Source organism: Archaeoglobus sp. (assembly GCF_017656475.1).
Taxonomy (GTDB): domain Archaea; phylum Halobacteriota; class Archaeoglobi; order Archaeoglobales; family Archaeoglobaceae; genus Archaeoglobus.
Map to the genome: position 1 here is coordinate 1 of NZ_JACDNT010000009.1, position 19,369 is coordinate 19,369.

General features: G+C 45.2%; 21 protein-coding genes. 11 read left to right on the top strand and 10 right to left on the bottom strand.

Annotated features, from left to right (window positions below):
• The 5 genes from H0Z19_RS04005 to H0Z19_RS04025 all read left to right on the top strand — a co-directional run.
• The coding region (locus tag H0Z19_RS04005) for a CoA-binding protein (protein ID WP_290724066.1) at positions 1–1,360 on the top strand (1,360 nt) is incomplete at its 5' end.
• Positions 1,361–1,401: 41 nt separating this feature from the next.
• Positions 1,402–2,229, top strand: coding sequence for an enoyl-CoA hydratase-related protein (locus tag H0Z19_RS04010; RefSeq protein WP_365892336.1), 828 nt, complete (start codon positions 1,402–1,404; stop codon positions 2,227–2,229).
• Positions 2,230–3,117, top strand: a complete 888-nt coding sequence (locus H0Z19_RS04015; protein ID WP_290724070.1) for a 3-hydroxyacyl-CoA dehydrogenase NAD-binding domain-containing protein — start codon at positions 2,230–2,232, stop codon at positions 3,115–3,117. It abuts the gene before it with no gap.
• A gap of 92 nt (positions 3,118–3,209) precedes the next feature.
• On the top strand, positions 3,210–4,685 hold the full coding sequence (locus H0Z19_RS04020) for a homocysteine biosynthesis protein (protein WP_290724072.1): 1,476 nt from the start codon (positions 3,210–3,212) through the stop codon (positions 4,683–4,685).
• A 6-nt stretch (positions 4,686–4,691) separates the two neighbouring features.
• Positions 4,692–5,078: a 4Fe-4S binding protein gene (locus H0Z19_RS04025; RefSeq protein ID WP_290724074.1), complete on the top strand. Its 387-nt coding sequence runs from the start codon at positions 4,692–4,694 to the stop codon at positions 5,076–5,078.
• On the opposite strand, the gene H0Z19_RS04030 is transcribed toward H0Z19_RS04025, so the two are convergent.
• The 5 genes from H0Z19_RS04030 to H0Z19_RS04050 form a co-directional block, all read right to left on the bottom strand.
• Positions 5,062–6,447, bottom strand: coding sequence for a PAS domain S-box protein (locus H0Z19_RS04030; protein ID WP_290724075.1), 1,386 nt, complete (start codon positions 6,445–6,447; stop codon positions 5,062–5,064). The two genes, H0Z19_RS04025 and H0Z19_RS04030, sit on opposite strands and share 17 nt — an antisense overlap.
• 108 nt (positions 6,448–6,555) lie before the next feature.
• Entirely contained in the window at positions 6,556–7,089 is a 534-nt protein-coding gene (locus tag H0Z19_RS04035; protein ID WP_290724077.1) for an ASCH domain-containing protein, read from the bottom strand.
• Positions 7,076–7,549, bottom strand: coding sequence for a phosphoribosylaminoimidazolecarboxamide formyltransferase (locus tag H0Z19_RS04040; RefSeq protein ID WP_290724079.1), 474 nt, complete (start codon positions 7,547–7,549; stop codon positions 7,076–7,078). The genes H0Z19_RS04035 and H0Z19_RS04040 overlap by 14 nt, the downstream gene beginning before the upstream one ends.
• Entirely contained in the window at positions 7,546–8,688 is a 1,143-nt protein-coding gene (locus H0Z19_RS04045; protein ID WP_290724080.1) for a radical SAM protein, read from the bottom strand. The genes H0Z19_RS04040 and H0Z19_RS04045 overlap by 4 nt, the downstream gene beginning before the upstream one ends.
• A 1-nt stretch (position 8,689) precedes the next feature.
• On the bottom strand, positions 8,690–8,917 hold the full coding sequence (locus H0Z19_RS04050) for a winged helix-turn-helix domain-containing protein (RefSeq protein ID WP_290724082.1): 228 nt from the start codon (positions 8,915–8,917) through the stop codon (positions 8,690–8,692).
• Between the two features lie 117 nt (positions 8,918–9,034).
• Between H0Z19_RS04050 and H0Z19_RS04055 the strand changes: the two genes are divergently transcribed.
• Complete coding sequence (locus H0Z19_RS04055; protein ID WP_290724084.1) at positions 9,035–9,346, top strand: helix-turn-helix domain-containing protein; 312 nt, start codon at positions 9,035–9,037, stop codon at positions 9,344–9,346.
• 46 nt (positions 9,347–9,392) lie between these two features.
• Here the strand turns inward: H0Z19_RS04055 and H0Z19_RS04060 are convergent, their stop codons facing one another.
• Genes H0Z19_RS04060 through H0Z19_RS04070 form a run of 3 tightly spaced genes read right to left on the bottom strand, consistent with a single transcriptional unit; the run spans position 9,393 to position 12,689 of the window.
• Positions 9,393–11,378 (bottom strand): DNA topoisomerase I, encoded by a 1,986-nt coding sequence (locus H0Z19_RS04060; protein ID WP_290724086.1) that lies wholly within the window; start codon positions 11,376–11,378, stop codon positions 9,393–9,395.
• Positions 11,375–11,911 carry a KH domain-containing protein gene (locus tag H0Z19_RS04065; protein WP_290724088.1) on the bottom strand — a complete coding sequence of 179 codons (537 nt, stop codon included), beginning with the start codon at positions 11,909–11,911 and terminating at the stop codon, positions 11,375–11,377. The genes H0Z19_RS04060 and H0Z19_RS04065 overlap by 4 nt, the downstream gene beginning before the upstream one ends.
• A 1-nt stretch (position 11,912) precedes the next feature.
• Entirely contained in the window at positions 11,913–12,689 is a 777-nt protein-coding gene (locus H0Z19_RS04070) for a serine protein kinase RIO (protein ID WP_290724090.1), read from the bottom strand.
• A gap of 50 nt (positions 12,690–12,739) precedes the next feature.
• On the opposite strand from H0Z19_RS04070, the gene dph2 reads away from it, so the two are divergent.
• The 4 genes from dph2 to H0Z19_RS04090 are packed head-to-tail and all read left to right on the top strand — an operon-like array spanning position 12,740 to position 16,644.
• On the top strand, positions 12,740–13,672 hold the full coding sequence (gene dph2 / locus H0Z19_RS04075; protein ID WP_290724092.1) for a diphthamide biosynthesis enzyme Dph2: 933 nt from the start codon (positions 12,740–12,742) through the stop codon (positions 13,670–13,672).
• A gap of 3 nt (positions 13,673–13,675) precedes the next feature.
• Positions 13,676–14,902 carry an LUD domain-containing protein gene (locus H0Z19_RS04080; RefSeq protein ID WP_290724095.1) on the top strand — a complete coding sequence of 409 codons (1,227 nt, stop codon included), beginning with the start codon at positions 13,676–13,678 and terminating at the stop codon, positions 14,900–14,902.
• Positions 14,903–14,923: 21 nt separating this feature from the next.
• Entirely contained in the window at positions 14,924–15,619 is a 696-nt protein-coding gene (locus tag H0Z19_RS04085) for a TrmJ/YjtD family RNA methyltransferase (RefSeq protein WP_290724096.1), read from the top strand.
• A gap of 2 nt (positions 15,620–15,621) precedes the next feature.
• A complete protein-coding gene (locus H0Z19_RS04090) occupies positions 15,622–16,644 on the top strand; it encodes an AI-2E family transporter (protein ID WP_290724097.1) in 1,023 nt (340 codons plus the stop codon).
• Here H0Z19_RS04090 and H0Z19_RS04095 read toward each other — a convergent pair.
• A complete protein-coding gene (locus H0Z19_RS04095) occupies positions 16,609–17,289 on the bottom strand; it encodes a TIGR00153 family protein (protein WP_290724099.1) in 681 nt (226 codons plus the stop codon). The two genes, H0Z19_RS04090 and H0Z19_RS04095, sit on opposite strands and share 36 nt — an antisense overlap.
• Positions 17,286–18,287, bottom strand: coding sequence for an inorganic phosphate transporter (locus tag H0Z19_RS04100; protein WP_290724101.1), 1,002 nt, complete (start codon positions 18,285–18,287; stop codon positions 17,286–17,288). Before H0Z19_RS04100 ends, H0Z19_RS04095 begins: the two co-directional genes overlap by 4 nt.
• A gap of 87 nt (positions 18,288–18,374) precedes the next feature.
• Here H0Z19_RS04100 and H0Z19_RS04105 point away from each other — a divergent pair, with 87 nt between their 5' ends.
• Positions 18,375–19,340, top strand: a complete 966-nt coding sequence (locus H0Z19_RS04105; protein ID WP_290724103.1) for a phosphate uptake regulator PhoU — start codon at positions 18,375–18,377, stop codon at positions 19,338–19,340.
• Positions 19,341–19,369: the final 29 nt, after the last annotated feature.

The window sequence follows — 19,369 nt, forward strand, 5'->3', positions numbered from 1 at the left end:
TATGGAGGTTGGAGACTTAAGCTTCTTCTTCAATGCGGAGAGTGTGGCGGTTGTTGGTGCTTCGAGGAATCTCCTCAAGCCCGGCGGAATGGTTCTGAACAATCTCAAAAATTTGGGGTTTAAAGGAAAAGTCTATCCCGTCAATCCCAATGCTGAGGAGATTCTGGGCTTCAAGTGCTATCCTTCTGTTAAAGCTATTCCCGACAGAGTCGACCTCGTGATTATAGCCATTCCTTCGAAAAATGCGACAAAAATTGTTGAAGAGTGTGCAGAAAAGGGTGTTAAAGGGATAGTAGTATTGAGCGGAGGGTTTGCAGAGGGCTGGGAGCTGGGAAAGGAGCTTGAGAAGCAGATTGTAGAAGTAGCCAGAAAAAGCGGAATGAGGATAATCGGGCCAAATACGATGGGAATTCTTGATCCAGAATCAGGCTTGACTTCCTTTTTCGCAATGCTCAGGAGATTGGGTAAAGGAAACATTGGTGTTTTAGCTCAAAGCGGTGCGGTTGCCAACTTCATCCTTTTGCCCCTCTGGCATGTCGGGTTTAGCAGAATCGTGGCTATAGGCAACAAGGCTGATGTTGGAGAAGTAGAGGTGCTGAACTATTTGCTGAAAGACCAGAAAACAAGAGTTGTGGCAACTTATCTTGAAGGCTTCACGAACGGCAGGAAGTTCTATGAGCTAATGAAGTCTGCTAAAAAACCCATTGTAGTTTTAAAGTCTGGCAGAACTGAAGCCGGAAAGAGGAGTGCCCTAAGTCACACGGCATCAATATCAACGAGCGAGGAGATTTTTGAGGCCGCTTGCCGACAGGCTGGTGTGGCGAAGGTTTACGACTTCGAGGAGCTTGTGGATACTGCGAAGGGTTTTGCCCTACAACCCCTCCCCAGAGGTTCGAGAGTTGGGGTAATCCAGCCTTCAGGTGCTGAATGTGTTATGTCTGCCGATGCTGTGATAGAGAACGGCCTAACTCTGGCGAAGTACTCGGAGGAGACACTTGAAAAGCTCTACGAACTCGCACCAGAATGGCACAGCATCAACAACCCCCTCGATTTGTATCCGATTGCCGAAAAGAGCGGAGATACGGTTTTCAATGAGGTTCTGAAAATATTCAACGAGGACGAGAACATCGATGCAATTGTTGCCGGCGTCTTCATCCCCAGCCTCATGAAGCTGGGTGTTGACTTTTCATGGACTAAGGAATTCAAGAAGCCTGTTCTCTTCAACATGAAGGATGATGTAGAGGAGCTCAGGAAAGCGAGGATTGAAATTGAGAAAAGTGGTATTCCTGTTTATCCTACACCTGAAAGGGCCGTGAGGGTGCTAAGACACATGGTAACGGTTGCAAAGAGGAAATTTTAAGTATTTTCCAGTATATTTTCTTTTGCCCGGAGGTGTACCTGTTGAAGTTTCAGGACATAATCTACGAGAAAGAAGGTAGAGTGGCGAAGATAACAATAAACCGCCCTGAAAAGCTGAACGCCTGCACTCCTGTGACTGTTTATGAAATCAGCAAGGCATTCATCGATGCCTGGACTGACAGAAAGATTGGTGTTGTGGTTTTCACAGGTGCGGGAGATAAAGCCTTCTGCGTTGGTGGGGATCAGTCCATCAGAGATTTGGGAGGATACAAAGGATACAGCAGTGAGGAACTTGAGGGGACTATTGCTGCTCTACCACTTGAAGTGGGATGGCAGATCGTCACATTTCTGATAAGGCACATTCCAAAGCCGGTCATTGCAAGAATTAACGGCTACGCTGTTGGTGGAGGGCACGTCTGGCAGGTGAACTGCGATTTTTCGATAGCATCAGAGAAGGCGAAGTTCGGCCAGGCAGGGCCGAGAGTCGGCAGTTTTGATCCCGGATTTGGGACGGGAGAGCTGTGGAGAAATGTGGGGATGAAAAAAGCCAAGGAAATCTGGTTCCTCTGCAGGCTTTACTCTGCAGAAGAGGCTCTCAAGATGGGGCTTGTGAACGCTGTAGTTCCCCACGAAAAGCTTGACGAAGAGGTGGAGAAGTGGTGCAACGAGCTGCTTGAGAAAAGTCCTACAGCACTGAAAATGCTGAAGTACGCTTTTCTGGCGGACACTGAAGGACTGGCGGGTGTTACAGAGCTCGGAGTTGGTGGGCTGAGCCTGTATTATGGAACTGAAGAATCAGTAGAGGGCAGGAACGCCTTCATGGAGAAGAGGAAGCCAGACTTCTGGAAGTTTGTTGAGGGAGGTGATTGAATGAAGCTGGAAGATATTAAAGTTATAGGTGTTGTTGGTGCTGGAGTGATGGGGCACGGAATTGCCCAGGTAGCTGCGAGAACCGGATATGAAGTTATTATGGTTGATGTTAGCGAGGAAGTGCTGAAAAAGGCGATGGAGCTAATCGAGTCGGGACCTTTTGGCCTGAAGAGGTTGGTTGAGAAGGGGAAGATGAGCGAGGATGATGCGAAAGCGGTGATGGCTAGAATAAAAACCTCAACTTCTCTTGAGGCTTTGAAAGATGCGGACTTCGTTATTGAGGCTGTAACTGAGAAAGCAGACCTTAAAAAGAAGATTTTTGCAGAACTCGATAAAATCTGTAAGCCCGAAACTATCATTGCCTCAAACACCTCAGCAATAATGATATCCGACCTCGCAACTGCCGTAGAAAGGAAGAGCAAGTTTATAGGCATGCACTGGTTCAATCCCGCTCCAGTAATGAAGCTGATTGAGGTTGTAAGGGGAGCTTTGACGAGCGATGAAACATTCAACCTCACCGTGGAACTTTCAAAGAAGATGGGGAAAATACCCATCGAAGCTGGAGATGGCCCTGGATTCTTCACTACAAGATTCATCAACTCGTGGCTCGTCGAAGCCGTAAGACTCTTCGAGATCGGCATTGGCGGGATAAAGGAAATCGACGAGATGTGCAAGCTTGCCTTTGGTTTCCCAATGGGCCCATTTGAGTTGATGGATCTCATCGGCTTGGACACTGCGCTTCATATTGCCGAATATCTTTACAACGAGACAAAAGAGCCGCACTATGCCGCTCCAAACACGCTGAAGAAGCTTGTTCTCTCAGGATACATTGGAAGAAAGCCCGGCAGCAGGGGAGGCTGGTACGACTTTTACGGCATCGAAAAATGACCTCTCTTTTTTCTTTCTTGGTATTACTACTGGTAATATATTGCTTCTCCAACATTACAAAAGTTTATATACCTTAACATGATGCTGAGTGCATGGTCAAAACGATTGAAGAGATTAATCAGAAAATCAGAGAGGGGAACGCCGTAGTTGTCACCGCAGCCGAGATGAAAGAGATTGTGGAGGAGCTTGGGGCTGAGAAGGCGGCGAAGGAAGTTGATGTCGTCACTACCGGTACATTCGGGGCAATGTGCTCAAGTGGAGCCTTTTTCAATTTTGGCCATTCAGACCCCCCTATCAAAATGCAAAGAGTATGGATGAACGACGTTGAAGCTTACACTGGTATAGCAGCAGTTGATGCTTATCTTGGTGTTGCTCAACTGTCCGAAACTGTCGAGGAGTACGGAGGGAGTCATGTCATTGAGGAGCTTGTCAAGGGAAGAGAGGTTGAGCTAAAGGCTACTGCTTACGGAACGGATTGCTATCCGAGAAAGGAGATCGTCACGGAAATATCGCTGGAAGACGTTAACCAGGCAGTCATGCTCAACCCAAGAAACGCTTACCAGAGATACAACGCTGCAACAAACAGCTCAAACAGGATTTTGAGGACATACATGGGCACCCTTCTTCCAAACTTTGGAAACGTCACCTTTGCAGGCACCGGAGAGATTAGTCCCCTCAACAACGACCCTGAATACAGAACGATAGGTGTTGGAACAAGAATATTTCTTTGCGGGGCAAAAGGATATGTTATTGGCGAGGGGACGCAGCATGCACCACCTTACGGAACCCTTATGGTCAAGGGAAATCTGAAGGAGATGAAACCTGAATACATGAAGGCAGCATACTTCCCTGGCTACGGTGCAACGCTTTTCGTTGGCATAGGCATCCCAATCCCAATACTCGATGCAGACATGGCAAGATTCACGGCAGTTAGAAACAGCGAGATAGAGACCAAGATTATTGACTTCGGTGTTGCAAGGAGGGATAGGCCGGTAGTAAGGAAGGTAACTTACGAGGAGCTGATCAGCGGAAAAGTTGAGATAAACGGCGAAGAGGTGAGAGTTTCACCACTCTCAAGCTTTTACATGGCGGAGAAGATAATGAAAGAACTTAAGCGAGAAATTGGGATGGGAGAGTTCTCCCTCACAGCTCCGGTGGATAGAATCCCCACAAAAAGAGTGTTCAAGCCCATGAGACAGAGGGAGATAAAGGTTGTGAAAAGTGTTATGGTTAAAGCATACACAATCCCGCCAGAAACTCCTATTGAGGAGGCCGCCAGGCTGATGATAGATAAGGGACTCAACCATCTGCCAGTGGTTGAAAACGACGTTCTTGTGGGCATAATTACCTCGTGGGATATTGCAAAGGCTGTAGCAAGGAACAAAAAAGGAATGGTTAGGGAGATAATGACGAAAAATGTAATTTACACGTATCCTGATGAGCCAGTGGAGGTTGCGGCGAGAAAAATGGAAAAGAACGACATCTCAGCATTGCCTGTAGTGGATTCAAAAAAGAGAGTGTTGGGGATAGTGACAAGTGAAGATTTGAGCAGGTTGATAGCGAGGTGATTGGAAGTGAGGTTGTTGCTGAGATTTGACTCAAAGACTGTTAGAGAGCCGGTGATTTCCAGAACAACTCTCGAGACAGGAGCTTTGATAAATATCCTCAGAGCATCAGTTGGAGCAAGGAGGGGTGAAATACTCATCGAAATTGAAGACAAGAAAGCCAAAGAAGTGGAGGAAGTTCTGGAGAGGCTTGGTGTTGATGTCGTGGAGCTTGCGGAGGCTGTTCAGAAGGATGATGAACTGTGTGTACATTGCGGAGCATGTGTGAGCATCTGTCCAACTGAGGCTATAACTTTCAACGGAGAGAGGAGAGTGGTAATAACTGCAGAGAAATGTGTACACTGTGGAGCGTGCGTGAAAGTCTGCCCTACGAAAGCTCTCAGCCTTCCCCTTTAATTTTCGGTATTTTTATCTCGAAAATTGCACCGGTTGGCTTGTTGTCCTTAACCTTTATTTCTCCACCAAAGATTTCGAGAATTCTTTTTGTAATGTAAAGGCCCAGTCCCATTCCGTCTCCTTTTGTAAAGCCTTCCTCGAAAATTTTCTCCTTGATTTCGTCGGGTACACCTTTCCCGTAGTCAATAACTCTTATTATCCCACTACTCTCGTTCGCTAAAACTTCCACCTTAGCCTTACCCCCTCCGTGCACAATCGCATTCTGCAGGACGTTGTTCAATACAGTCCTCAACCCCTCATTTGCCCTTACGAACACGTTTTCTCCCTTAACATCTATATCTACGTTTTTGAACTGCCCAACCACATCTTTCACAATTTCAACAACATTTATCGGTTTAAGCTCCTCAAGAGCCTTTTCAAGCTCTCTTGCATCGTTAATAAGCCTGAAAACGTAATCAGACCGCCTAATTGCGAGAGGAATTAACCTTTCAGCCTCCTCAGGAGAGTCCTTTATGATTTCCAGAATACCTCTGATTGCTGTAATCGCATTGGCGATATCGTGCCTCATAACCTTGTTCACGAACTCTAAATACTCTCCCTTTTTTTTGAGTTCGAGATTTAAATTGTGAATCTCAGTTGTGTCAATAACAGTAGCAGCAACAGCAGGCTTTCCCCTATAAGTGACCCTTCCTGGCCTCGCTGTAACCCACCTCACCTCACCATCCTTCCTCACTATTCTCCAGCTGTATGTTTCAATGATATCTCTCAGACCCTTTTCCCTCTCAACGTACCTTTTGTAAACAATCCCTCTGTCATCCGGGTGAATGAGGAAAAAAGGGTTTCTGCCAACGATTTCCTCTCTTTTGTATCCAGTAGCCTCTTCAAAGGCCTTATTAACGTAAATCATCACCCCATCTTGGAGGAGGTAAACAGGGGTCAAAGAGTCCTCTACAAGCGTTTTGTAGAACTCCTCACTTTCTCTCAAAGCCTGTTCAAGCTCTTTCGCCTTTGTTACGTCAATCCAGTTCCCTATGATGTAACTCTTACCCAAAAAGTTGAATTTTGCGGTGAAGCCCCAGACATATCTCACCCTGCCATCTTTGGTTATATAACGCGACTCGTAAAATTTCCCCTCCTCTCCAAGCTCGTTGAATTCCTTTTTCAGGTATTTACGATCTTCAGGATGAGCCAGCTCGAAAATACTGTCCATTGAATAAATTTCCTCTTTGGAGTATTTGGTGGCCCTTTCCACAATATCGTTGACGTAAAGAACCTTACCACTCTCATCTGTTATATAAATAGCTGCGAGGGATTTATCCACAACTTTTCTCCAAAAACTTACGTCGAATTCCATCTCTTCTTTCCTCATTTAAACGATTATTTAAAATTATCTAACTGCAAAAAATACGCCAAAAACACAACCTGAGTTGGTAATTTTGCAAGAGGCTACGAAGCTATGGTTGAAAGGCCAAATAAGCTAAGTCAAACCCCTCTCCATAAGCTCCCTGTAGCACTTCCTTAAAACCTTTCTTATCTCCCCCCTCTTCCTTGCCCCTCCGAGCTTTCTCGCGGCCCTCCTTATGCTCCCGTACTTCAAAAAAGTCTCCAACACCCTCCTGTCCCTCTCATCCAGTTCAAGATGCTCAAGGCTTTTTCTTGCAATCTCTTCCAGGTCAGCGTCTCCGTAGTAAAGGTTGTGAGGATTTACAGCTTCAAGCGGTTCGAAGTCGAAATGAATGAGATAAACTTCTCCATCATACCCAATCTTCTCAATTTCCCTTCTTAGCTCTTCAGCATCCCTGAAGCCATCAAGTCTCGCTTCCTCATCGGTTATATCCGTAATGTGTTTCTTCTGAACGGAAAGTATCCTCGCCTTACCTATAATCTTACCACCGCTGTGGACAAGAACCTCATCACCCTCTTTAAGATTAGTCCACTTTCTTATGGTGAGCTTTTTTTTACCCTCTATCAAAGCCTTTGCGTATCTCCGCTTGAACTCAAGGTGCTTCATTTTCCAACCACTCCGCAATCATCCTGTCGTATTCGGAAGTGAAGCGGAAAACTCTGGCTGCTGTATAATTCTTCTCTCCCTTCAGAATCTTTACTAGCTCGTTGAGACTCTCCAAGTCATAGGCCACCGGAATCCCGGCCTTGGCTGCAGCCCGCAAAAGAGAAATGCCGCCTATATCGATGTTCTCTCTGCATGGATTCTCTCCGAAATTGTAAGGTGTAACTACAACAGCCTTTATCTCTCCGGAAAAAATCATCTCGTAAACTCTCGGATGCAGAGTTTTAATAGTGCTGCTCTCAGCGATTCCGGTAATTTCAGACAACCTTCTAACTTTTAACCCCTTTAAGGCTAAATATTCAGCCGTACCGTCAGTTGCGAGAATTTCATAACCCATCTCTGAAAGCTGCCTTGCCGGAGTTTCTATTCCTTCTTTGATGCTTGATGATATCAAAACTTTCACCTTTCCACCCCAACAATTATTCCGTCTTTCGTGCTTACGACCTCAAACTCCACGAAATCTCCAACCTTTCTGTCTGTATTGACGGCAATGCTTCTGTTTCTCGCAACGCAGATTTTTTCTCCCTTCAACCTGCCTTCGCACACTATTCTGGCTCTAACTCTCTCACCCCTTCTGAAAGGACACTCCAGCCTGGGCCTCCTCTCCATACCAAAATCCTCCGGGCTTAAAACCAGCTTAACACCGTATTCCTTCTCATACTCTCTCAGCTTCTGGTAGAATTCCTTAAAGGGCATGCTTTTCCCTACTTTCCTCCCATAGCGATACGGGATGTATTTCTGAATTCCGAGAGGCGGATACCTCTTTCCCGCACCGATTTCGAGTGCAAATTCTATGATTTTGGGAATTTCTTTATTGTTATAGCCCGGAATCCAGACAGGGGCTATCAGCAAATCCATCTTGCTGTTGGCAATCATCTCCGCAACTTCCTTTACCTTCTTCACGCTGTACAGGCCATGCAGCGTTTTAGCAGTTTTTTCATCAAGAGAGCTTATTGAGAGATTTATTCTTGTAACGTAATCCTCAATAGCCGAAATTTTTTCATCGTTCAGCAATGTGCCGTTGCTCTGTATCGAAACAACCCCAATACCCTTTATTTTGCTGGCCCTTTCAAGGAAGTACTCCATGTAGGGGTAGAGGAAAGGCTCTCCCTGCCCGTCAAGGTGAAGCTCCACACCCTCCCCTTTAAACTCAACGACACTCTCAAGCTCTTCAAGCATATAGTCTGGATCCACTATAAAGTCAGCATTTCTCGTCCTGCTACTCCTGCCCTCATCAACGCTGCAGAAGATGCAGTTAAGGTTGCAGCCGGTTACGTTCCTTACCTGAAGGAGATTCGTCCCTCTGTCTATTATACCAAAAGCAGAGTGGCCGAACAAAGGGATTCCGCTCTCTTTCGTAATAAAAACAAGTTCTCTTCCCGTTACTCTGTTCAGAACTTTTTTCTCCTCGGCAAAGGAGATTATATACTCCTTCGAGTGCCTTTTCTCCAGCTTTTTGTAAACATCTTTCGGAATTCTTATTTCGATTAAACCTCTCAGGATGAATACTTTCTCGCCACCCTCTTCTCTTTCCCTTAACATTTCAAACCTTCAAACTCTTAAGGGCTTTTTTGCCTTCTTCTGTTGCAGAGTAAACACCCTCTTTTTCCTCGACAAAGCCATCTTTCACGAGCTCATCAAGAAGCCCGTTCACGAGATTTCCAGGCATTCTTGTGGACTTTACAATTTTTTCCTTCGTTAGCTCCCTCTTTATTAGAAGGTTCATAATTTTAAGCTTGTTGGGGTTTGAGGCTAACGAACCGGCTTTCATGTATTTAAATATCCTGTGGGGTTTAAGGAGTTTGCCCACTAACATAACTGTAATTTCTCAAATATAATTATCAAGTAAAAAGATAAATTTAAGAAGTGCTCTTGATGACTTGATCATGTGTCAGAGATAACGAAAATTAGCGAGAACACGGGAAACCTAGATTATAATGTGGGGGAAGTGCTCAAGATTATTGGCAGAAAGGGCATGAGTGACATACTCTACTGTCTGGGAAGCGAGCCGAAAAGGTTCTCACAGATTATGTTCGAAACCAAGCTGAATCCCAGCATTTTGGACAGACACCTGAAGGTTCTGCTGAAATACGGTCTGGTAGTAAAGGACGGCAACTTTTACAGGCTTACAGAGTCTGGAATCAGAGTTGTTGAGACCATTGACGATCTTCTCGATGTTTTTAGAAGGGGTGAGGGTTAGTCCTTATAGTTTAGCCACACGCTTTATGCTCGCAAAGAAGTTTCAATTAGCTATTCTCCTCCTTCCACTTTAAGTAGTTGCAGTACGGACAGCCAAGGTTCCAGTAACCCTTCTTCGTTCTTATTTTGACTTCCTTAATCCCGTGATCCTTGCAAAGTTTGGATGTGATGTAAAGAGTACCGTTCTGAGGCAAAGGAAGCGTAAAGGTGCAGTCTGGATAGTTGCTGCATCCTATAAATCTCTTTCCAGCTTTAGATTTTCTCACAACCAGTTCTGCACCACATTCCGGGCATTTCCCGACAATCTTGTCCTTCTTAACCCCTTCCCTTAAATCCTTGCTGAGCTTTCTGTAATCTATCGCTTTTAGTATTTGAAGGAGCATCTTCCTCGACTCGTCCACAACTTCTGGTTCTCGCTTCTTCCCTTCCGCAATTAGATCCATCTCGTTCTCAAGCTTTGCCGTCATGTCAGGCAGCGTTATCGTCTCAGCGCTCTCTTTCAGAACGTTTATTACGGAAAATGCCGTCTCACTCGGTCTGAATGGGTTGCCGTGAATGTAACGCCTGCTGATAAGCTTCTGAATTATTTCGTGTCTGGTAGACTTCGTGCCGAGATTAAGCTTCTCCATCATCTTGATTAGAGATGAAGCGGAGTATCTTCCCGGTGGCTTCGTTTCTTTCTCCTCAAGCCTTTTCTTCAGAATCTTCAACACATCTCCTCTCTTCAAAATCGGTAGCTCTGTCTCTTCAGCTTTTGAGTAGATGTAGATAGCCCTCCATCCCGCATCGATCAGCTTTCTGCCGCTTGCATTGAACTTCACACCATTGCTCTCAAGCACAGCCCTCCTCACATCCCACACAGCTTTTGGAGCGAGAGTTGCCAGAAATCTCCTCACCACAAGCTCGTATATTGTCCACTCGTCCTTGGAGAGTTCCCCTCTTTTCGCAATACCTGTCGGGTATATGGGTGGGTGATCCCTCGTCTCCCTCCTCCCCCTCGAAGGCACTATCCTCTCCTGCGAGAGCACGATTTTTGCTTCTCTTGGAAAAACTGCAGAAAGTGCTGAAACTATCTCTACAAGATTGATTGTTGAGGGGTAGACTGTGTTATCCGTTCTGGGATAGCTGATGTAACCGTTCATGTAAAGCGTTTCTGCGATGTTCATGGCTTTGTGCGGGGACATGAACTTCGACGCTTCTCTCAGAAACTCAGTTGTGTTGAAGGGAATTGGTCTGTTCTCTTCCACATTTTTTCTCGTAAACTCCTTGACTTCTGCCGTCTCGCCTATTTTGTTGAATACCTTTTCAGCTTCCTCCTTGCTGCTGTACTTTTTGGGATGTTTCGCAACGAATCCTTCAAACTCCGCGAAGATTTCGTAGTACTTCTCAGGTTTGAAATTCTGGATCTCAATCTCTCTGTCAACGATCAATCGCAGAGTTGGGGTTTGAACTCTTCCGACACTCAGAAAATCCTTGCCCATCCTGCCGGAGTGAATTGAAACGAGTCTTGTGAGTGTTGCACCCCAGATCAGGTCTATTTTCTGCCTCGCAAGGGCCGCGTTTGCCAAGTTGAAGTCAACTTTAACGGGTTTGGAAAAGGCCGCCTTTATCTCCCTCTCAGTCACGCTGCTGTACCTGACTCTATCAATCTTGACCTTGGGATTGACGGACTTGACGATTTCGAGAGCCTCAACGCCAATCAACTCTCCCTCTCTGTCGTAGTCGGTCGCAACCGTAACCCTGTCTGCCTTCTTCGCGATTTCCTTTAGGATTGATGAGATTGTCCTTTCTTTGGTTTTTTTCACAAGCTCAACCTGAAGAAGATTTTCAAGTGGAGTTTTAGACCAGTTGTTCAGCTCTTTCGGAAAATCAAGCTCTACAATGTGTCCTTTCAATCCAACAACGTAAGCGTCTTTTGAAGGGGAGTGGTAGTAGCTCACCCTGCCCTTTTTTAGAGTCTTAACATCTTTAAAAAGGATGGACGCTATTCTTCTAGCGGTGTTGTCTTTCTCGGTAATTATGAGCCAGCTCATAGCCAATCGAGACTTCTCGTTTTCAAGTCCCTCCTCTTTCTCTCCATGAACTTTATGACTGTAGAATGCTGCGCTCCATCGACGAGCATCATAACAGCCTCTCTGGCAGCAGCAACGTTTTCAGGGTCGCCAATAATGGCGACATGTTTGTCTGAAACGGAAATATTCACGTTCAGCATGTCCTCAATCTGTTTTCTCATCTTTCCCTCTTTTCCTATTATCCTGCCCTTTATTCTCCTCAATGCGTTGTCTGAAAGGTAATCTGACAGGTTTATAACATCAAGAACTAGATTTTCGTCATACAGGAGTTTTAAGGCCACGTCTGGAGAGAATCCGTAGGATATTGCGGAGACAACATCCTTAGCTCTCATGAAACCAAGAGCATCATCGCATTCAATCTTAACAACGTTGTGTTTCCCCATAACGGTCAACTTGCATCCTGTTTTCTCTTCAATAAGCTTCTTTACCTCCCCATCCTTGCCTATAAGCACTCCCACTCTATCTTCTGGAAGTTCCAACTCCACAACATTCATTTCAATCACCCTTAACTTCATTCAGGATTTCATCGAAATCTGCCTTTACACCAAACTTTGAAAAGAACCTGATCACATTTCTGACGTCTCTCTTGAGGTAGCTTTCGACCATCGGATGTTTGAGAGTCACAGCCTGCCCCATGTCTATGAAGTAAACTTTATCGAAGTACATTATGTTGTACTCGCTAAGGTCTGCATGAACGAGTTTCGCCTTCTGGTACAGTTTCTTCATGTTCTCCACAACATCGCTAAATATTTCCTCCACACCGAACTCCTTCAACTCTCTGCCTATCTCTATAAGAGTTGGAGCAGGAAGTTCATTTTCGCCTATAAACTCCATTAAAAGGACGTTTTTCATGTAGGTAAACGGCTGGGGAACGCTAACTCCAGCCTCCTTCGCCCTTTCAAGGTTTCTGAACTCCTTTTCTGTCCAAATGTAAACCTTCTCCTTTGGGGATATTCTCCTCATGTCGAATCTCTCATCTCCAAACAGGTATTCATCCATTTTGTCGAACTCGCTTGTCTCCATGCGGTATATCTTGACCGCCATCGCCACCTCTTTGCCGTCAAATACACCATCAGCGTAGAAGACGTTTGCCTCCTTTCCCGTGCTGATAACACCACCCATTGCGGTAATGTAGCCCTTCGCAGAAAGCTTGTACAGAGTTTTCAGAGTTCTCCCATCGAGTACCTCTGCATAAATTTTCATTTCCTCTCCGTCCTTTTCCTTTATCCTCAGCTTGTCGAGGTAGCTCTCGATTTTCCTTAAATCCTTCACAGAGTACAAATTGGTGGCGTATTTTATAAATCTAATGACAAAAGTCGAACATGGATGACTTCTCTATCCCATTCGAAAAACTTGGAAACGCGAGAAAAGTTGGAATACAGCTTCCTGACGGGATGAAGAGGAAAGCAATTGAGATAGCACGGCTAATTGAGGAGAAGGGGTATGAGGTTGTCATATCTGGCGAGACGAATTTCGGAGCCTGTGATGTTGATTTATCCATTCTCGAAGTTGTTGACGTTTTGCTTCATTTCGCCCACACTCCAATTCTGAGAGATGAGAGAATAATCTACGTTCCCAACTTTATCGATTACAATCCGAAAATCGACCTAGAAATCGAGGAGAAGAGAATAGCACTTATCGCAACAGCCCAATATGTGCACAAGCTTGATGAGGTGGCAGAGTGGCTCAGAAGCAAGGGCTACGAGGTGGAAATTGGGTCTCCCAAGGGCAGGGTTATCTATTCCGGACAGGTTCTCGGGTGCAACTACTCCGTTTTGAGAGACTGCAAAGCGGATGCGGTTGTTTTCATCGGTGATGGACTCTTCCACGCCATCGGGGCGGCAATATACACAAAGAAAAAAGTTTACGCTTACAACCCACTCTCAAGAGAAATTCAGGAAGTTGATACAAAAGATTTTGAGAGGAAGAGATACTTTGAGGTCTCGAGGTGTGTGGGAAAGAAGAGCGCGGGCATCCTTGTGTCGTCAAAGCCCGGACAGAGAAGGCTTAAGCTGGCGGAGAGGCTCAAGAAAATTGCAAAAGAAAGAGGAATGTTCTGCAGCATAATCTACATGAACAACATTGCTGCTGAGCAGCTTTACAACCTACCCTTTGACTTCTACGTCAACACCGCCTGCCCACGCATAGCTTACGACGACTCCTTTAAATTTGAAAGACCAATTATAACTCCACAGGAATTTGAGTTTTTGCTCGGCCTTAGAGATTCAATAGCCATGGATGAGATAGAGTTTTAAAATATGAGAATTATTTCGAATGTGGACAGGGAGAGGGCGGAAAAGCTAATCGCGATGAACAGAGCATTCAAAACTCTGAGGGAGAGGCAGAAGGTAAACCTGAAATTCTATCATGAGATTAAAGAACTGGCAAAAGAGGTGAGGGAGAAAAGAGAACGGTGTGTGGGAAACCAAAAACTCTTTGAAAAGGTGGTTGAAAACCTGAGAGGAAGAGGTTTTAACGTTTACGTCGCTTCAGACTCTGAAGATGCGATAAGCAAAGTTCTGGAAGTTGTTGGAGATGAAAAATTGGTTGTAAAGTCAAAATCGAACGTTACGAAGGAGATAGGGCTAAGAGAGGAGCTTGAAAAGAGAGGTGTGGCAGTTGTGGAGACTGATATCGGAGACAGGTTGCTGCAAATTCTCGATGAATCCCCCTCTCATCCAACCGGCCCTGCTGTCCACCTTTCGGTCAAAAGCATTGCAGAACAGCTCTCAAAACATTACGGAGTCGAAATCCCACCGGATGCAGAGAAAATTGTTGAGTTCCTCAGAAGAGACATCGAAAAATCGGTGGAAGAGGCAAAGATTGGAATTACGGGGGCGAATGCTGTTACAGCCGAGGGAAGTGTTGTAATTCTTCACAACGAGGGCAATGTTTTCGAGGTGCTTTCAAGGCCTGAAAAATGGATTGTTGTTACCGGAATCGAGAAAGTATATGAGAGCGTTGAGGATGCAGTAAAAGCAGCAAAGCTCCAGAGCTTTTATGCCACTGGCGAAATCCTCCCCGCATTCATAGAAATTGTTTCCGGAGTGGCGAGAACTGCGGACATCGAAAAGAAGTTGATAAAGGTGGGAAAGCCCAAGGAAGTCACTGTTATTCTGCTCGATAACGGAAGGAGTGAGATTGCAAACACTGAGTTCAGAGAAACGCTTTACTGTCTCGGCTGCGGTAACTGCGTTGCAAACTGTCCTGCTCACTCTGTCTATGGTGAAAAATTTTCTGGTGGGAGGTTTGCACTTTTAGATGCTTTTATGGGGGAAAAGGAGGCTTTGAAGCTGTGCCTATCATGCGGAAAGTGCAAGAAAAACTGTCCGATGAAAATAGACATTCCGGGAATGATACGAAGAGCCAGAGATGGTAATGAGCTTTACAACTTCCTCTTTTCCCACCTCCGCTGGATGAACGAGAGATTGAGACTTGAAATTCTGAAAATCGTTCTGGAGTTTGAAGGGAGAAAGAAAGATTAACTTTTGGTCATACGAGAGTCAATGGAAATATGGCCAGTGCTCGTCGAGCTGAAAATTCCTGAGAATGTTGGTTTCATGGCGAGAGTTGCAAAAAATTTCGGAATAAAGCGGCTGTGCCTTTATAACTGCAAGGTCACTGAGGAGAGCTACCACACCGCAGCGAATGCGAAGGACATGCTGGAAAATGCTGTAGTAATCGAAGACCTGCAGGAGTTTCTTCAAAAAATGAATCTGGTGGTTGGAACAACAGGAGTTCCGGGAGGGGATTACAAGTACCTGAGAAAGGAGCTTTTGCCACCTGAAGACTTACCATCAATTGCTAAAGGTAGGGTCGCCATTTTATTCGGCAGAGAAGATTACGGACTCTACAACGAAGAGCTTGAAATGTGCCATGTTCTGGTCAGAATTCCAACAAGCGAGGAGTATCCGGTTATGAACGTCAGTCATGCTGCTGCCGTGATACTCTACTTTCTCAGAGAAGTTGAGAGTTCTGGTGAAGATGACGAGACTGCCACTTCAAGGGATATCGAAATTCTTCTTTCCAACCTCGTTGAAATGTTAAAAATGGTGCGGTATCCGGAACACAGGATAAAAAGAACAGTTGTAATTCTGAGAAGAGTACTCGGAAGGGCAAGGGTTAAGAAGTACGAGGTTCACAGCCTGAATGCAATATTTCGAAAAACCGTTAGTTACATAAAGAGGATGAATAGAATATAGACATGAACAAATACTGGAGCTTGGTTCTGCTGGTGTCAATCCTTGCTGTTCTTTCTCTCACCTTCTACTTCTTCACACCACTGCTGGACGGCATTATTATGGGTGTGGTCTTCGCCTATGTCGCCAAACCGGTTAAGAGAAGAATTGAGAACATCGGAAGGATTAAGGCTTCAGTAATTGCTACCATGATCGTCATCCTTCCAGTATCGGTTTTAATGTTTTACGGGCTTATACAGGGTCTAAACCAGGCTATTTACCTTATCACGCACTATAAAGTTATAGAGTCCGGCATTCTCAACTTTCTGAACAAAATAGGTATTGAGGAGGGTGAGGAGTACGTGAGATGGATAACCTCCAATATCTTCTCGCTTTTACAGAGCACCATCCAGCCCTCAGCAGTCGAGATAACCAAGAAGGCAACTCTGCTGATTCTCAACTTCTTCATCTCAATAGTGGTTTGCTTCTACGCTCTTGCTGACATGGAGAACTTCGTTCGTAGAACAACGAGTGTTGTTCCTGAAGACAGGAGAGAGGAGTTCAGGAGATTTGTTGAGGAGATTGACGTTACCTTCGAATCCCTCTGGTTTGGTAACTTCGTTGTTGCAATTCTTATTGGCCTGGCCAGTCTTCCGTTCTTCCTGCACTTCAATGTCCCCTTCGCACCTCTGCTTTCAGGTCTGATGTTTCTCGCCGCTCTGATCCCCATTTTCGCAGAGTGGATGATCATCCTTCCCGTATCGCTCTACCTGCTTCTTGTTGACATTGAGAAGGGGCTGACTTTTCTCCTGATAGGCGTCATCTTCCTCTACATCCTCCCGGAACTCATTCTCCGCCCTTACTTCGTTGGCTACACATCAAAAATACACCCTCTTGTTTTGATGCTCGCCTTCATCGGAGGTGGGCTGGTTGGAGGGATTAGCGGTTTCTTCATCGCACCTATGGTTGTGGGGCTTGCAACTGCCATCTACAATTACTATACAAAAGAGGAATTAGCGACCGAGAACCATGATTCTGAATCTGTCTGAGGCTCTTGAAGCTGCGTTGGCTACGTAACCCAAATGAACTACCCAGGTAACCATCAGGTGGATGTCAAGGGGGTCGGCATTTTCGAGGTTGAATAGCTTCGTATGTAGCCCAATCTGAACCAAATCGCACTCATGTTCCAACTGCTCAATTATTGGCACATACTCTAAGGCTCTGTTTACCTCCTTCTTGCTGAAAGAGGTTTCAACAAGCTGTGTGATTCTTTCGACCATCTCTTCGTAGTTGTTCACGATCTCCATTAGCTTTGAAAGCAGTACAGAGAACTCCTCCCAGACGTCTTCAGGAGCTCTCACCTTCCTGAACGTGACCATGTGGCCGACATGTTCGCAGTTGTTGAGTATGTCATCCTGAACCTTCAAAAACTCAAGCAAATCATGCCTGTCTACAGGAAGCATCAGAGATTTTGTTACTTTACCCCTTATCTCCTCCTTTATCTGATCAGCATGGTGCTCAAGCTCGTCTATCTCCTCTCTCAACTCCTCAACTTCGTCATAGTTACCCTTTCTCAAAGCTTCAAACTGCTGCTCGAGAAGCCCGACAGCCCAACCGCACATTCTGGCGTGCTGGGCTAAGGAGCGGAAAGGAGAGTAGCCGAACACTTCACCCACTGACCTGAAGAACTTCATATGAACACCACCATCACGGTGTACAGGCTTATCGTCATTGCTGCCGCCACTGGAACCGTTACAATCCATGAGAATATAATCTTTTGCACTATTTTCAGGTTCACACTTGCCAAACCACCGGCAAGACCCACACCTATCACACTTCCGACAAGAGTGTGAGTTGTAGAAACTGGCATTCCAAAGTTAGATGCCAGCAGAACCGTTGTGGCGGTTGCAAATTCAGCAGAGAATCCTCTTGTGAAAGTCAACTCTGTGATTTGCTTTCCTACGGTCTCAATAACCCTATAACCCCAGGTGGCAATTCCTATTGCTATGCCAAGGCCGCCGAAGAAGAGAACCCAGAATGGCACGGTTCCGCTGTAGCCAAGTATCGCAGCAATAGGCCCCGTAGCATTTGCAACATCGTTGCTTCCGTGGGCGAAGGCCATGTAGCAAGCTGTCAATACCTGAAGATAGCGAAAAACGTGTTCTACACTTTCGCTCGCATATCTATCAAGAAGAATAAAGCGAATTAGGGAGAAGGTGATAAAAGCAAGAGCTGCACCAAAAAGTGGCGAGATGAGCCAGCTTAAAGCAATTTTTGCCAGCACATCCCATTTGATCTGGTCGAGTGTCAGGTGGTTCTGAGAAACCGCAGCGAGGCCAAAACCGAGCATAGCCCCGACAATCGAGTGAGTGGTGGAAATGGGCAGATTGTAGTAAGTGGAAACCGTAATCCAGAATCCGGCAGAAAGAAGGGCTGCTAAAGCTCCATAAACCACCAAGTTGTGGTCAAGGAGTTCTATTGGGACTATACCTTTCGCAATGGTGTGGGTTACTTTTTTACCGAACAAAGTAGCTCCAGTAAATTCTAAAACCGATGCAATGATTATGATCTGCTTCAACGTTAAAGCCCTGCTACCGTACGATGTGGCCATTGAGTTGGCGGCATCGTTGGCACCGATGTTCCACGCCAAATAGAAGCCGACGATTGCAGCAGCGATAAGAAACAAATCCATGCACAGCGTCTGGTCTTTGATATATATCTTTTTCCTTTAGCAGTAGAACATCGATAGAGATATATACCCAATAAATGGCTATATACCATGCTTGAAAACAGGAAGGTTTACTTCAGCGGAAAGAGCAGTTTAATTCTTACACTTCCAAAGAAGTGGGCAATATTGAACGGCATAGAACCGGGAAGTGAGGTTTTGCTGAATGTCGGTAAGAACTTCATAACGATATATCCCAAAAATCCGGGGCTTAAAGTTAAGAGGGTGGAAATTGACGCAAAAGATGTGAAACATGAGGCACTTTTAAGGAGAATAATTTCTCACTACTTGGCCGGGGTAGATTCGCTAAAAATAAGAGTCTACAATGAGGAGCAGAGAGGAGCAATCTCAAGAGCATCAGAAATCCTGATGGGTGTCGAAATAGTTGAAGATACGGGGAAAGAGGTTATTCTGGAAATTTTCCTTGATAACTCAAGGCTAAGGCCAGAAGGGATAATCAGGAGAATGGGGAACACGTGCGTGGGGATGGTTTCGGATTTTTGTTCCGCTTTAAGGAGGTATGATAGGTATATCTGCAATTCAATAATTTTCAGAGAAAGAGAGGTGGATAGACTCTACTTCCTGCTGCTCAGACAGTTAAAGCAGGCAAATCTTCACGCAGATATTGCTACTCAGCTTGACATTCCAATTGAGGCCATACAGGAGTATAGAACGGTCGTAAGAGCGATGGAAAGAGTTTCCGACCATGCTGCAAACATGGCCTTGAATTTAATTGAGCTTGGAAAGCCGATCAAGTACCTCTGCGATTTTGTTGACATAGACCTTGAAATGCTAAGAACTGCAATGGTGGCGTTTCTTGAAAACGAATTGGAGCTTGCGGAGGTTGTTCTCGAGGAATTTGATGACATTCAGGATATAGAAAGGAAGTATTACAGCAGAATATTGCAGGAAGATGTTGAGGAGGCTCTGTATCTGAAATCGATTGTCGACAGTCTTTCAAGAATTGCTGGCTACTCAGCAGACATTGCTGAGGTTGTGGTTAATATGGTGGTGGTATAGTTAGTGTTAAAAACAGAGAAAAAACTAAA

Excerpts from the sequence above, each read along its gene's own strand:
- H0Z19_RS04015 (WP_290724070.1), top strand. The coding sequence starts at position 2,230 with ATGAAGCTGGAAGATATTAAAGTTATAGGTGTTGTTGGTGCTGGAGTG.
- H0Z19_RS04020 (WP_290724072.1), top strand. The coding sequence starts at position 3,210 with ATGGTCAAAACGATTGAAGAGATTAATCAGAAAATCAGAGAGGGGAAC.
- H0Z19_RS04030 (WP_290724075.1), bottom strand. The coding sequence starts at position 6,447 with ATGAGGAAAGAAGAGATGGAATTCGACGTAAGTTTTTGGAGAAAAGTT.
- H0Z19_RS04035 (WP_290724077.1), bottom strand. The coding sequence starts at position 7,089 with ATGAAGCACCTTGAGTTCAAGCGGAGATACGCAAAGGCTTTGATAGAG.
- H0Z19_RS04045 (WP_290724080.1), bottom strand. The coding sequence starts at position 8,688 with ATGTTAAGGGAAAGAGAAGAGGGTGGCGAGAAAGTATTCATCCTGAGA.
- H0Z19_RS04050 (WP_290724082.1), bottom strand. The coding sequence starts at position 8,917 with ATGAAAGCCGGTTCGTTAGCCTCAAACCCCAACAAGCTTAAAATTATG.
- H0Z19_RS04060 (WP_290724086.1), bottom strand. The coding sequence starts at position 11,378 with ATGAGCTGGCTCATAATTACCGAGAAAGACAACACCGCTAGAAGAATA.
- H0Z19_RS04065 (WP_290724088.1), bottom strand. The coding sequence starts at position 11,911 with ATGAATGTTGTGGAGTTGGAACTTCCAGAAGATAGAGTGGGAGTGCTT.
- dph2 (WP_290724092.1), top strand. The coding sequence starts at position 12,740 with ATGGATGACTTCTCTATCCCATTCGAAAAACTTGGAAACGCGAGAAAA.
- H0Z19_RS04080 (WP_290724095.1), top strand. The coding sequence starts at position 13,676 with ATGAGAATTATTTCGAATGTGGACAGGGAGAGGGCGGAAAAGCTAATC.
- H0Z19_RS04085 (WP_290724096.1), top strand. The coding sequence starts at position 14,924 with ATGGAAATATGGCCAGTGCTCGTCGAGCTGAAAATTCCTGAGAATGTT.
- H0Z19_RS04090 (WP_290724097.1), top strand. The coding sequence starts at position 15,622 with ATGAACAAATACTGGAGCTTGGTTCTGCTGGTGTCAATCCTTGCTGTT.
- H0Z19_RS04095 (WP_290724099.1), bottom strand. The coding sequence starts at position 17,289 with ATGAAGTTCTTCAGGTCAGTGGGTGAAGTGTTCGGCTACTCTCCTTTC.
- H0Z19_RS04100 (WP_290724101.1), bottom strand. The coding sequence starts at position 18,287 with ATGGATTTGTTTCTTATCGCTGCTGCAATCGTCGGCTTCTATTTGGCG.
- H0Z19_RS04105 (WP_290724103.1), top strand. The coding sequence starts at position 18,375 with ATGCTTGAAAACAGGAAGGTTTACTTCAGCGGAAAGAGCAGTTTAATT.